12 protein-coding genes are annotated in these 13,707 nt (G+C 55.2%); all 12 read left to right on the top strand.

Annotated elements, in window-relative coordinates; genetic code table 11:
• Positions 1–2: 2 nt before the first annotated feature.
• The 12 genes from P40081_RS18880 to P40081_RS18825 all read left to right on the top strand — a co-directional run bounded on the left by P40081_RS18880 (position 3) and on the right by P40081_RS18825 (position 13,673).
• Positions 3–755 carry an electron transfer flavoprotein subunit beta/FixA family protein gene (locus P40081_RS18880; protein WP_042137622.1) on the top strand — a complete coding sequence of 251 codons (753 nt, stop codon included), beginning with the start codon at positions 3–5 and terminating at the stop codon, positions 753–755.
• 139 nt (positions 756–894) lie between these two features.
• Positions 895–1,917 carry an electron transfer flavoprotein subunit alpha/FixB family protein gene (locus tag P40081_RS18875; protein WP_042137621.1) on the top strand — a complete coding sequence of 341 codons (1,023 nt, stop codon included), beginning with the start codon at positions 895–897 and terminating at the stop codon, positions 1,915–1,917.
• Between the two features lie 4 nt (positions 1,918–1,921).
• On the top strand, positions 1,922–2,191 hold the full coding sequence (locus P40081_RS18870) for an acyl carrier protein (protein WP_042137619.1): 270 nt from the start codon (positions 1,922–1,924) through the stop codon (positions 2,189–2,191).
• A gap of 26 nt (positions 2,192–2,217) precedes the next feature.
• Positions 2,218–3,291, top strand: a complete 1,074-nt coding sequence (locus P40081_RS18865; RefSeq protein WP_042137617.1) for a 3-oxoacyl-ACP synthase III family protein — start codon at positions 2,218–2,220, stop codon at positions 3,289–3,291.
• Positions 3,292–3,307: 16 nt separating this feature from the next.
• Positions 3,308–4,342 carry a hypothetical protein gene (locus tag P40081_RS18860; RefSeq protein WP_039291955.1) on the top strand — a complete coding sequence of 345 codons (1,035 nt, stop codon included), beginning with the start codon at positions 3,308–3,310 and terminating at the stop codon, positions 4,340–4,342.
• Positions 4,343–4,364: 22 nt separating this feature from the next.
• Positions 4,365–6,011: a class I adenylate-forming enzyme family protein gene (locus P40081_RS18855; RefSeq protein ID WP_042137615.1), complete on the top strand. Its 1,647-nt coding sequence runs from the start codon at positions 4,365–4,367 to the stop codon at positions 6,009–6,011.
• 56 nt (positions 6,012–6,067) lie between these two features.
• On the top strand, positions 6,068–7,222 hold the full coding sequence (locus P40081_RS18850) for an acyl-CoA dehydrogenase family protein (RefSeq protein WP_052421894.1): 1,155 nt from the start codon (positions 6,068–6,070) through the stop codon (positions 7,220–7,222).
• The gene (locus tag P40081_RS18845) at positions 7,215–8,822 is read left to right on the top strand and encodes an amino acid adenylation domain-containing protein (RefSeq protein WP_042137613.1); all 1,608 of its coding nucleotides are present in this window, start codon (positions 7,215–7,217) and stop codon (positions 8,820–8,822) included. Before P40081_RS18850 ends, P40081_RS18845 begins: the two co-directional genes overlap by 8 nt.
• Before the next feature lie 30 nt (positions 8,823–8,852).
• Positions 8,853–9,116 carry an acyl carrier protein gene (locus tag P40081_RS18840; protein ID WP_231575425.1) on the top strand — a complete coding sequence of 88 codons (264 nt, stop codon included), beginning with the start codon at positions 8,853–8,855 and terminating at the stop codon, positions 9,114–9,116.
• Positions 9,117–9,121: 5 nt separating this feature from the next.
• A complete protein-coding gene (locus P40081_RS36480; protein ID WP_052421893.1) occupies positions 9,122–12,061 on the top strand; it encodes an amino acid adenylation domain-containing protein in 2,940 nt (979 codons plus the stop codon).
• On the top strand, positions 12,058–13,428 hold the full coding sequence (locus tag P40081_RS18830) for a radical SAM protein (RefSeq protein ID WP_042137609.1): 1,371 nt from the start codon (positions 12,058–12,060) through the stop codon (positions 13,426–13,428). The genes P40081_RS36480 and P40081_RS18830 overlap by 4 nt, the downstream gene beginning before the upstream one ends.
• Positions 13,425–13,673, top strand: a complete 249-nt coding sequence (locus P40081_RS18825; protein WP_042137607.1) for a phosphopantetheine-binding protein — start codon at positions 13,425–13,427, stop codon at positions 13,671–13,673. The genes P40081_RS18830 and P40081_RS18825 overlap by 4 nt, the downstream gene beginning before the upstream one ends.
• Positions 13,674–13,707 lie beyond the last annotated feature (34 nt).

The following is a 13,707-nucleotide window of genomic DNA, read 5'->3' as shown; positions in this document are numbered from 1 at the left end:
GATTGCAGATAGCAGTATGTGTCAAGCAGGTACCCTCCGCTCACATGGGGCCTGTTATGAACCCGGCGGATGTCTTTGCCCTGGAAGAGGCGCTGCGGATCAGGGAGCGCCAGGGCGGGAGCGTAACCGCCGTAAGCATGGGAGCAGAATCCGCAGCCCAGATCTTGCGGAGCTGCATCTCACTGGGTGCGGATGCAGGCGTGCTGCTGACCGACAGGCTGTTCGCGGGTGGGGACACACTCGCAACGGCCACTGTGCTCTCCCGTGGGCTTGAGCTAATAGGCAAGCCGGATCTGATTCTCTGCGGCACCCATTCGACAGATGGGGAGACCGCACAGGTCGGTCCGGCCCTGGCGGAGAAGCTGGGCACTGCGCACACCACGCATGTGCTGGATATCCTCGCCCTGGAAGAGCGGCACATCACCTGCAGGCGGATGACAGAGACCGGTTTTGAAATTGTGCAGCTGATGCTCCCGGCCCTGATAACGGTGCATAAAGGCATTAATCAGCCGCGGATGGCGACCATTAATGGAATTCTGAAGGCTAACCGCTGTGAAATCACCAGGCTGTCCGCCCAGGACCTGAGCCTGGACAAGCAAGCCTGCGGGCTTGCGGGATCGCCTACCCGGGTGCAGGCAACCCGGAATGCCGCAGACCGGCAGGTGCCCTTCACCGTAAGCGGCAAGAGCCTGCGGGAGCAGATTGAGGAGATCGCGCAGCTTTTGACAGATAAGAATATGTCACCAAGTATATGATGCTTTTTCTAAAATATAAGAATTTATATGTTTCACATGATAACTTATCCTTCTATTTCTCGCTGAAACAGTACCGTCCTTACAAAAGGACGGCAAAGCCGTTTCCACTTGTTATTTTCATTCAGATAAGGAGGCTTCCATGCCGGATCAGAGCCTGCGGGCCAGAGAATATGAAGGTCTCATGATTGCCGGTGAATACGCGGAAGGACAGCTTAGCCCGGCTGTATATGAGCTGCTGGGCTCAGCCCGTGAGCTGAACCGGAAACTGCAGACGGACATTGCCGTCGTGCTTATCGGAAGCGGTACTTCAGCCTATGCGCCCTCTTGCGTCAGCCATGGCGCGGACACCGTCTATGCGCTCGATCAGCCCGGCCTCAGTCCGCTTAGCGAAGAGGTTTATACGGAGCTGCTGCATCAGCTGGTATTGGAGGTTAAACCGGAAATCCTGCTGCTTCCCTCCACTATACATAGCAAATCCATCGCTGCTAGATTAGCTGCAAGGCTTAACACCGGCTTAACTGCGGATTGCACAGAGCTTGACATTGATCTGCCTAGCCGGGTGCTGCTGCAGATCCGGCCAGCACGGGAAGGGGCGTTAATGGCGACCATCTGCTGCCCGGAGGCCAGACCGCAAATGGCGACAGTCCGGCCCGGGGCCATGTCCCCTTGCGTACCCGATCCGTACCGGACCGGACGGATTATTCATCCGCAGCTCCAGCTTCCATCCGTGCTACGCACCTCTATCCTTGAGGTGATCAAGAGCAGAGAAGCGCCGGGCTCCGCCGCTTCCGGTATTATCGTCGCCGCAGGACGGGGCGTGTGCAGCAAGGAAGGAATGGAGCTGGTCCGAGAGCTTGCCGCATGCCTGGGTGCAGAGCTGGGTGCAACAAGACCGGTGATTGACCAGGGCTGGCTGGATTATTCCCGGCAGATTGGCTTAACAGGCCGGAATGTGAGCGGCAGAATCTATATCGCGGTCGGCATCTCGGGAGCGGTTCAGCATACTGTGGGCATCCGCAGAATGGACACCGTGATTGCTATCAACAGGGACAGGACAGCCCCTATTCTGGGACTGGCTGCGCACGGTATTGTTGCCGATCTGTTCGAGGCGGTGCCGCTCCTGATTGAACAGGTTAGACAAAACATAACAGTAGGCAGGTGAGCATATGGAAGAACGGATAAGCTTTGCACAGTTCCAGGGAATCTTTGCCGAATATTTGGGGATTGAGGCTTCAAGACTGACCCCGGAGGTCAATCTGCTGCTGGAGCTGGGGGTCGATTCTTTATCTTTGGTCAATGTGATGCTTAGGCTCGAAAGAGAGTACCAGGTCATGTTCAATCCCGAAGACCGGGTAATGACCCGGACACTGGGCGAAGCCTATGAGCTGTTTGACAACTATAGAAGTTTGGTCCTTGACGCGCAGACCGGCAGTTAATCATCTTGATGCAGAGGAGCATGACCATGTTGAATCTGTCTATACGTGCCCTATCCTATTACATCCCCAAGGGGCGGATGACCAACGGGGAGATTGTAGATTTGTTCGCTGAGAAGTACTTTCAGCATCTGCCGGAGGATGATCTGGAGCAGCTGGTGTACGGCAGCAAGCGCAAGCTCGATTTTCTGGAAATTACGACCCGTTCCTGCTCAGCGGACTACCGGGAGGAAAGCTCTGTGCAGATGGCCGTTAAGGTCTCGCGGGAAGCGATCAGCAAAGCGGGCATCACAGCAAGCGAAATTGATCTGCTGCTGTTCGTGGGTGTGTGCAATCCCTTCCGCGAACCGTCTTATGCGATTATCCTGGCGCATGAGCTGGGAATGACCCGGGGCAATTATTACGACATCAACGACACCTGCAACGGGTTCCTGAAAGCGATGGAGCTGTCCAGCCTCTACATTCAATCGGGCAAATACCGCAATATCCTCGTTGTAACCAGTGAGAATCCGCTGGAGCTGCTGGAGGCCTCCAATTATGCAGGCAAGGTCGGCAGTCTTGAAGAAGCGGATTACAAAATGAATCTGCTGTTCGCCGGGGCCGGAGCCGCTGCGATGCTGCTGAGTGCTGACAATGGCGAGAAGTCCATCCAGTACTACGGGGAGCAGAGAAACCATGCGGATTGGGAGCTGTCGCTCTATGTATCGCCCAAAATCCATATGCCCGCACCAAGGTTCGAGGGAATGGATTTCATGAGCTGGGCGGACGGACGCGGAATTGCCGCCAAGGTCATCCGTGACATGCCCGGCTTTGTCTATGAATTCCTGGAGGAGCATGAGCTGCGCAAAGACAACATTGATTACATCTTCTCCCATCAGCTGGGCCGCAATATCACCAACTCGCTCCTGAACAAGCTGGAGGTCAGGACGGAGAAAGTCTTCCCCGTCAATACCTTCCCCGAGAACGGCAACATGGGGAGCGCCAATATTCCCGCCGGTCTGGCGATCGCCGAGGAGCAGGGGCTGCTGCGTAAGGGAGACTCGATCCTGCTGCTGGGCAGTGCCTGCGGCTTAACCTATGCGGCGGCATATCTCATATGGTAAGGGAGGAACGCAGACTATGACGGCCACGAATTTTCCCGTTCCCAAGCTGATCGTAAGAGAACCGCTCGATAAAGCAATCATCCGCAAAAAGGTCGCCTACGGCAACTATTCCTGCACGGACAAGCTCGTGCCCATGATCAGGGCGCGGGGCACCAACCTGCAGACGGATGATGAAGGGAATCTGCATATTATCGGCTGGCAGCGGGATATCACCCGCATGCGCAAGCAGGATGTCTCCCTGTCCTTCATGGTTCATCTCACCGTCAGCCCGGACGGACTGATTCTGGAAGCGGCGGTGGATGATCTTTTTAACGGAGGCAAGGGTGTGCTCTGTTCGAGGGATTACTTGGAGCAGAAGCTGAAGGAGGAGCTGGAGGGTCAGTGGTTTGACAAAAAACTCGCTGCCCGGCTCCGCTTTGACCGGTTTAAATGTTTTCATATTTTTGAGATTATGAGCGGGATCTACAGCTCCTATTTCATGCACAAGCAGCATGGGGACACTGGACCCGGCGCTTTATTTTATGAGGAAGATATCGTAGACATTTACGCTGCTGAAGGTAATCTGTATTTGACCGGGCTCCAGGCGTTCAGCGGTAAGGAGGACATCAAGTATACGGTCGTCCTGTACGATGTGTTCAATCATATTACCTTCGACCAGGAAGGTTATATGAAGCTGAAATCTCCGATTCTGGCGGAGTTCTACCTGGACGGGGAGCTGGTCCATACAGACGAAATCTATCAGAAGGACAAGGATTATATCTTCATCCGTATGCAGAAATTTCTGTTCGTATGCGTGGAGAAGCTGAAGGCGGTACTGTTTCCGGATTTTGCGGACAAAATGATGAACACCAATCTGGCTCCCGGCGCGTTTATCGGGATCATCATGCAGGCCATCGGCATCCGTTCGTTCTCGAACAACTTCAATTATATCCAGTATATTATGACGGCCATGCAGCGCCCCCGCAGGCTGCCGGGCTGTATCGGCGCCATTCTGAATGAGGAAGAGGCAGCGCAGCATTTCGAAGGCTTTGATTTATCCTATTTGGGTTAACAAAGGAGACTAGGGCACACCGATGATCCAATATGAACGTTTGACCATTGACTGCGTGCTGGATACATTACAAAGGGATTTCCCGGACAAGCCTGCGGTGGTGTTCGAGCAGGAGACTGTCACCTTCGCGCAGCTGTATGACTATTCCCTCACCATTGCCGGCAATTTGCTGGACCTCGGGATTAAGAAGAACGACAAGGTGGCCGTGCTGCTGCCCAACAGTCTTGAATATCTGTACGTCTACTTCGCCCTGTTCAAAATCGGCGCGTGGATTGTTCCTGTCAGCACAAGGTATGAGCCGGATGAAATCCGGCGGATTCTGGATAATTCCGATGCGGAGACGATCATTTACCAGGACCGGCTGGGCATTTTTAACTATGAGGAAATTCTCTTGTCCGGGCTTCGTCCCGAACTGCCGGCGATCCGGAATTATATCGTGCTTGGCGATGAGCCTGCACCGGGCAGCATGTCTTTTGCCGGGCTGCTGAAGCCGCTCACAGTCCCTTTTCAGGACAGACAGCTCGAAGCTATTGATCCTGAGGATATTGCGATTCTCGGCTACACCTCCGGAACCACCGGCCACCCCAAAGGCGTGATGATCACGCACCGCAATCTGGTGGCCACCTCCTACTATGGCGGGCAGCTGCTGGATATACACGATGATATCGGCTTCTCGATTGCTCCTCTCTATGCTGCGCAGGGCTTCAATGCCGTGCTCGTCTACTTTGTCTCCTGTATCACGATGAAATGGATCTCCAACTTCAATCCGAATGATATTCTGACCCATGTCGCCAAAAACGGGATCAACCTCTTTCACACCCAGCCGACGATGTGGAGCCTGATCCTGGCCATGCCTTACTGCAAGCCCGGGCTGTTCAGGGAGCTGCGCAAGGTCGTGGTCTCCGGTTCCCTTTGTACCCCGTATTTAGCCCGCTCCATCGAGGAAACGACCCGCTGCACGCTAATCAATGCCTACGGCATTATTGAAGCTACGGGCCTGGTCACAATGACCCGGCTGGATGATCCGCCGGAGGTCCGGCTGAACACAGTCGGCAGGCCGATTGAAGGCTTCGAGGTCAAGATTGTAGACCGGGACCGCAAGGAGCTGCCGAAGGGCGAGATCGGGGAGCTGGCAATCAGGGGTTATCTGATGAAGGGCTACTACAACAACGAAGCCAAGACACGTGAGGTAATTGACGAGGAAGGCTGGCTGTACACCGGCGATTTGGCCTGCTATTACAAGGACGGCGTCAATATTTGCATTGCCGGCCGCATCAAGGATATGGTCATCCGCGGCGGCTTCAATGTCTACCCGGTAGATATTGAAGAATGTGTGCTGAACATGGACAAGGTTGAGGATGTATCAGTTGTAGGGGAGCCGGACGAGATTCTGGGTGAGGCCCTGGCTGCTTTTGTGATCCCAAGGCCCGGAGTTCTGCTTACCGAAGGTGAGGTCAAAGCCTATTGCCGCGGCAAAATCGCCAACTATAAGGTCCCGGACCGGGTGCATCTCGTCTCCCAGCTGCCGGTGCTGGAATCCGGGAAGGTGCAGAAGAATATCCTCCGAAGATGGGCCGTTGAGGGTATTCCGGCGGAAAGCCAGTTTTTGCTCAATGACATGATCGTCAGAGGCATGGCCGGGGAGCTACAAGATAACCCCGCAAAGTGAGGCTTTGGCTTCAAATTCTTATATTTTATTAAATCACAGGTCGAGGGGCGCTTATTGTGGATTTCAGCTATACCGTGGAGCAGCGGCAGATCTGCGGCTTAATGGAGGAATGTTGTGAGCGGTATTTGAATGACGGAGTGTATGCGGATGACGAGAGCGGCACCTTCCGCAGGGATAAATGGTCCAGATTAGCCGGTACCGGCGTGCTCGGACTTCCCTTTCCGGCAGCGTATGGAGGAGCGGAGCAGGGAATGCTGACCACGGCGCTGGCGATCCGTTCGCTGGCGCGCCGCTGCCAGGATGAAGGCCTGGTCTTCTCGGTATGCGCTCAAATGTCGGCGGCCCAAGTGCCGCTATGGGTATACGGCAGTGAGGAGCAGCAGGCCGGGTATCTGGCACCGCTCATGGATGGAAGATTCATCGGCAGCAGCGTAATTACGGAACCTGGGGCGGGCTCTGATTCTTCCGCCATGACCACCTCTGTCGAGAAGGAACCGGAAGGTTATATCCTGAATGGCATCAAAACCTTTGCAACACTCGCCCCGGAGTCCGACATCCTGCTGGTGTACGGCAAGCATGCGGGAGGCCTGCCCATGCTGGATGTGTCGGCCTTTATTCTGGAAGCGCGGCAGCAGGAATACGAGATTGGACAGGTCTTCGGGAAGATGGGCCTGCGGACCAGCCCGATGAGTGAGGTTCTGCTGAACCACACCCGCATTCCGGCGCACAGGCTGCTGGGACGGGAACGGCAGGGGATGGGCATTTTTTTCAAGGCAATGCTGTGGGAGCGTATTATAGTCAGTGCTTATCATGTCGGAGCCATGGAACAGCAGTATGAACAGACCTATCAGTATGCGGGCCAGAGGAAGCAATTCGGGAAGGCCATCCGCTCCTTCGAGGGGGTCTATGACAAGCTGGTCCAGATGAGAATCCGGATGGAAACAAGCAGGCTGATGCTGTATAAGGTGTGCGAGGACTTTGACCAGGGCCGCTGCGGAATGCACAGCGCCTCCATGCTGAAGCTGCATACCTCCGAATCCAAGGTGCAAAACAGCCTTGCGGCGGTACAAATCTGGGGAGCTTACGGCTATGTGAAGGAGAGCCCGCCGGAGAAGCAGATGCGGGATTCCCTTGCTTCCAAGCTGTACTCGGGAACGAGCGAGATGCAGAAGAAAATCATGCTGGAAGGTCTGGGGGAAGGGTATGAGTGATTTCCTGCTTCAGCATTACCTGCTCCGCAGCGCTGAGCGCTGCCCCGACCAGACTGCGCTGCGCTTTGAAGGCAGGGAGCTAAGCTATGGCGGGCTGCTTCGGCGCAGTATTCAAATCTCAGATGCACTGATCGATACCGGCATGGAGCCGGGGGAGACCGCTGCAATCTGTCTGGACAAGTCCCCGCAGGCGGTATGCGCCATGTTCGGCGTACTGTTCACCGCAGGGGCGTACATTCCGCTGGACACGAGCTACTCTCCTGTACACAGAATGTTGACCATTCTGGAGCAGAGCGGGACGCGGTTTCTGGTTACTGATGGTGCGAACCTGCTGAAGCTGCTGCAAGGTGCGAATCCAGAGCAATTGGAGCGGCTGAGGTTACTTCATATACTGCTGGTGGAGGGGGGCGCCGAACTGGACGAAGCAGATTTCGGCATGATCGTTCAAGCTGCGCCGGAGCAGCCCCTGCGCCATTTGTACAAGGGCAGAAGACAGCCGATCAGCGAGGATCTGGCTTATATTCTGTACACTTCAGGCTCCACAGGAGTACCCAAAGGCGTGATGATTACCCACCTGAATGCCAGAACCTTCATTGACTGGTGCTGCGGTTACTTCAAACCGGAAGAACATGAACGCTTCGCGGCCATCGCACCTTTTCATTTTGATCTTTCGGTGTTTGATATTTTCGTGCCGGTTGCCGTAGGGGCAACGCTCGTCCTCCTGACGGCTGAGGTCATTCAGCATCCGGCGCGTTTTACCAAGGCCATCGAACAGGGGGAAATTAGCTGGGTCTATTCCGTGCCTTCACTCTGGGCTGCCGTGGTCCAATACGGCCGGTTGCCGGCAGGCGGGCTGCCTTCGCTGCGGGGCGTGTTGTTTGCGGGAGAGGTTCTGCAGCCGAAGCTGCTGCACCAGGTGATGGAGCTGCTGCCAGAGGCGGATTTCTACAATCTGTACGGGCTGATTGAAACCAACGTCTGTACCTATTATCCGCTGAGTGAGCAAGACGGTATACGCGACACTCCCGTACCAATCGGGTATCCTTGCGGCAATACCGGAGTTGTGGTGGTAACCTCTGACGGACGTCTTGCCGGTACGGGTGAAGAGGGGGAAATCTGCGTAAGAGGCTCGATTGTCATGAAGGGCTACTACCGCAATCCCCGGCTCACGCAGGAGAGCTTCCGCAGTATAACGCCAGACTGGGGTCTTGGAGACAAGCTCTACTGTACCGGGGACATGGCTATGGTTAATGAAGACGGAGTGCTCGTCCTGATTGGCCGCAAAGACGCCTTGATTAAGCGTTCCGGCTTTCGCATTGAGCTGCCGGAGATTGAACGCGTGCTGCATGACATGGAGAATATTCTGGATGCCGCGGTTGTGGATATCCAGGATGGTGAAGGCCATCCGCTGATCTGCGCTGCCGTGGTTGTACATGAAGCTGGCAGCTTCACCGTCCTTGGGCTGAAGCAGGCTGTCGGCAAGCTGCTGCCCCGCTATATGATTCCCGATATGGTGCATATCTTTGACAGCTTCCCTACAGGGGGGAGCGGCAAGGTTGACCGGCAGCAATTGAAGCATGAATTCCGCAAGCGGCTCTGAAGGAAGATGAGGGGAGAGAAGACTGTGCAGATGCAGGACAAGCTGTATGAGATTATAGCCAGCGTATGCTACTTCGACAAGGAGGAGCTGCATCCCGGCTTGTCGGTTGAGGGTGATCTGGCCATTACCTCGGTGATGATTGTGGAGATTATCGCGATGGTGGAGAGCAGGCTTGGCGTGAACCTGGAAGAGCATGTAGATGAGTTGCTCAGCTGTGAGACGCTGGGCGAGCTGACTGCGCTGACCGCTGAGCTGAGCAGTGAACATCCGCAGGGCAGCCTGCCCGGGAGGTGAGAGCTTTGGCCGACTCCCATTCCAAGCTGTCCATATCTGCTGCTGCCACGCTGCACGAAGGGTTCGAAGCCCGGGCAGCGCTGCATCCGGAGCATCCGGCCATCGTTTTTGCCGGAGAGTCAATAAGCTACCAGCAGCTGAACCGGCGTGCCAATTGCCTGGCACATGAGCTGATTGCCCGGGGCGTTCGACCGAATGATCATGTAGGCGTAAGTGTGAAGCGCAATATGAATCTGGTCATGGCCCTGCTTGCCGTGTTAAAAAGCGGCGCTGCCTACGTCCCGGTGGATCCCGGCTATCCGGCCAGCCGCAAAAACTATATTCTGCAGCATTCCGGGGTCTCGGCCGCTATCTGTGATGACGAAGAACCGCTCGCTGTGCCGGTTCAGATCCGCCTGGGGTCTGCCGAAGCTGGCGCAACCGCGGCTTCCTCATCAGCAGGCTATCCGTCAGACAACCCGGATCTCTCCATTGACGGTAGTGCTTTGGCCTATATCATGTACACCTCCGGCTCTACCGGCACGCCCAAAGGCGTAATGATCGAGCACCGTTCCGCCGTGAATTTAATCTCCTGGGTAAACCGCGAGCTGGATATGGGCAGTCGTGACAGGGGCTTGTTCGTAACCTCGGTGTGCTTTGATCTGTCCGTGTATGATATCTTCGGCCTGCTGGCCGCCGGAGGCACGATCGTCCTGTGTCCGGAGCCGCAGATTACTGATCCGGACAGCTTAACACGGCTGCTGCTGGAGCAGAGGATCACCTTCTGGAATTCCGTTCCGACCACGCTGCATTATCTGGTCCGGCACTTGGCGGAGTATATCCCTGATTTCGCCCAATTGGAGTTGAGGCATATCTTCCTGAGCGGAGACTGGGTTCCCCTGGAGCTGGCGCGGAACTACTCGCGTTACTTCCCCCGGGCGAAGCTGACCGCTCTCGGCGGTGCTACGGAGGCTGCGGTCTGGTCCATCTATTATCCGGTTACGGAGGTCCGGGAGGACTGGACAAGCATTCCCTACGGGATACCGGTTGAACAGAATTATTGGTACATTCTTGACGATGACCTGCAGCCGGTTGCGGCGGGAGAGACAGGTGAGCTGTATATCGGCGGTATCGGGGTAGCGCGCGGCTACATCAAGGACCCGGTGAAGACGGCACAAGCCTTCATGCCGGACCCCTTCCGCGAATCTGAGGCAGACCGTATGTACAGGACAGGCGACCTGGGCCGGATGCGGGAGGACGGAACTATCGAATTCCTCGGCCGCCGCGATGATCAGGTCAAGATCCGCGGCTTCCGCATCGAGACGAAGGAAGTGGAGAAGCTGCTGCTGGAATATCCGGGCATCCGGGATGTTGCCATTATGGCCAGGAGCCACAGTTCAGGGGATAAATTCCTCTGTGCCTATCTGACTGCCGCGCAAGCCGTCTCCGGCGCTGGACTTAAGCAGTACCTGGCTGCGCGCCTGCCTGCTTATATGCTCCCGTCCGTGTTCGTCCGGCTGGAGCACTTCCCGCTGAATACCAACGGCAAGGTGGACAAAAAGCAGCTGCCTGAGGTTTCTCTGCACAACATGCTTACGGATAGTGAATTTACACCCTGCACCACTCCGTTGCAGCAGTCCATTTGCCAGGCATGGGGGGCTGTCCTGGAGCTTGAACCCATCGGACTGGACCATGACTTCTTCGAAATTGGCGGAAGCTCGATTGAGGCGGTTACGCTGCAGAGTGAGCTTGCCCGCAGAGGCATCCTCCTTTCTTACGAAGAGCTGCTGAGCGCCTCTACCATTAGGGCGCAGGCCAGGCTTGTGGAAGCGGGAGTTACTCCGCGGGTAAGTACAGCCTGTATCCCGCCGGTTCAGGTTCACTGCGGGGAAGTTGCAGCTGCCTCCAGCCTCCCGGCAAGAAGTTTCCCGGAACCCGTGGAACCCGTGGAACCCCGGCCCTTCACACAGCCGCAGCCGTTTAACGATCTCTATTACAAAAGCTGCCTATATAACTCACTATTTCCTGTAGTGAATGTCTTTGGCCGGAATATCAACACGTTTCTGAGCAGCGATATGTTTGTGTATACTCTGGAATCTGAACAGGCAGAGCCGTACCTCTCTGCGGCTTGCATGGAATCCGCACCCCCGGAAGATATTGTTAAGCAGCTGCACCTTACGGCCCGGTATGAGTCCCCGCAGGGCGGGAACGGGCTGAAGGAGAGGCTTACCGCTGGACTGGCCCGGCAAAGCCTGTTCATTCTATGGGTGGACAGCTTCTATGAACCGGCCCGTAGAGACGCTTATATGAAGAAACATCTTGCCCATACGCTGCTGGTCTACGGTTATAGTGAGGCGCAGGATCAGTTTATTGTGCTGGAGCACAGCCATAAGGATGCGCTGAATTACAGGGAGCGGACCCTTGCGGCAGAGGATCTGCTGAACAGTTATCAGGGGTACCGCCAGCATCTAATGTCATCTGCGCAGACGTACACCCTGATGGAATTCCCGCGTGCCCAGCAGACGTACACCTATGAACTGCTGCCAGATGTTAATAGAATTAATTGCCTGTACCGCACACAGCGGGACGACATTACGCAGAGCCTGCTGGCGTTGTCTGCTTTCAAAGATCACTATACTTCACAGCACTGGAGTTATACAGAGCAGCACGTTAACCGCCAGATTGCTGGCCTGAACGCCATCATTGATTTCAAGCGGGCTGAAAAGTACCGGCTGGAGCGTCTTCTTACCGAACGGCAAGCGGCAGCGGTCAGGCTCGGAGAAATTACCGGTGCATGGATGGACATCCGCAGTGACCTGATCAGGTGCAGCAAAGGCATTGCGCTGCCGGACACTTGGAGAACTGTACATGGCCGCTTACTGGAAGACATTGTACACAAGGAGCAGGAAGTCATGGAGATGATGTACCGCCCGGCAAGCTGGGGCAAGGAGGGAGCTTGGCAATGAATCAGACCATTCAGAATCAGCTGCATTATTTTTCGCAAAAGTACAACGAATATAACCTTCCCATGTATTTAAGCTATCCGGTGGACAGCCACTGGCGCCAGCCTGCGGATGAATCTGCTATAGCTCAGGAGCTTAAGGAAATCGAAGAAGCACAGGTTTATGTGCATGTTCCGTTCTGCAAGTCGATCTGCTATTACTGCTGCTGTGACCGGGTGCTGAGCGGCAAGGATGAAGACAAGGATCAATATATCGATGCGCTGGAGCAGGAGCTGGCACTCAAGCTCTCCGGCCGTTCCCGGAAGCTGAAATCCGGTAATCTGCACTGGGGCGGCGGGACCCCGGCATATTTGAATGAACGGCAGATCGAACGGCTGTACGGAATTATTGCCCGGTACGTGGATTTTGAAGACAACGCCAGAATAAAGCTGGAGGCTTACCCGGACAAGCAGATTGTTACCGAAGGCAAGCTCCGGCTGCTGAAGACACTGGGGTTTAACTATATCAGCTTTGGCATTCAGGACTTTGATGCCCGGGTACTGAATGCGATTCACCGGGAATGCGATCTTGAGGATACGCGGGAGATTATCGGCCTTGCCCGGAGCATGGGCTTCACCGTCAATGTGGATTTATGCTATGGCCTGCCCTTTCAGGGACTCGGGGAAATCGAGCGTACCTTGCAGGAGATCGTACGGATCGCCCCCGATAAAATCGTGGCCTTTCCCTATGCCCATTACCCGGCCATTTATCCGTTGCAGCGCAAAATCCCGCATCTCAGCCTGCCCAACAATTATATGGTATCCCGCCTGTTCGAGCTGGCCCGCCAGTATTTATCCACGGACTACACCGAGATGGGCAGTGATACCTTTATCCGCAACAACGGGCTGGAGAAGCATCCCGGAATGCATGTGGTTCGTGATTTCATGGGCTCCTCCGAAAGAAGCAGCCAGCATCTGCTGGGTCTGGGCAAGTCGGCGGTCAGTAAGATTGGCAGTCTCTATTATAAGAATGTCCCGGCGATGGATCGTTACTGCTCCGCGCTTGATCTGGGCAGATTCCCTATTGAGACCGGGAAGACCCATCTTTTGTCCGGGGAGGATGCCATTCGTGAGGATATTATTCTGAAGCAGCTGCTGGGCGGTAACCCTATTGACAAGCAAATGCTCCAGGAGTGCTTTGGTATCGATTTCGACTCTTATTTTCAGGAGGAGCTGGGCGTGCTTAGAGGCATGGAGAAAGATGGCCTGCTGCTGGGTGTGGACTCTCCGCGAATTACAGTAACCCCTACCGGTACGTACTTTATCCGGGCGATTGCCCATGTTTTTGATCCCTACTACAAATCCACCAGGAATGGAGAAAATAGTATATGAAAATCACAGAACAAGTTACAATGATCGTAGCGGGTTTGACCCGTATTCCGGCAGGGGAGCTGCACCTGGACACCGATATTTTCGAGTCCAGATTGCTGACCTCCCTGGGTCTCCTGGATCTGGTTTCCAGATTGGAGCAGGAATTCAAGATTATTATTCTGCCCGAGGAACTGATTCATGAACACTTCGCGAGCATTGCCACAATTATCGGGTTTATCGATAACAAGCTGGCGGAGGCTTCATAACAGCGATTGTCTCAGGACTGCCAGGGCTGCTAAG

This window comes from Paenibacillus sp. FSL P4-0081 (assembly GCF_000758565.1).
Classification (GTDB): domain Bacteria; phylum Bacillota; class Bacilli; order Paenibacillales; family Paenibacillaceae; genus Paenibacillus_AQ; species Paenibacillus_AQ phytohabitans.
Note: the sequence above shows the minus strand (reverse complement) of the source record. Positions and strands in the feature narration are given on the sequence as shown.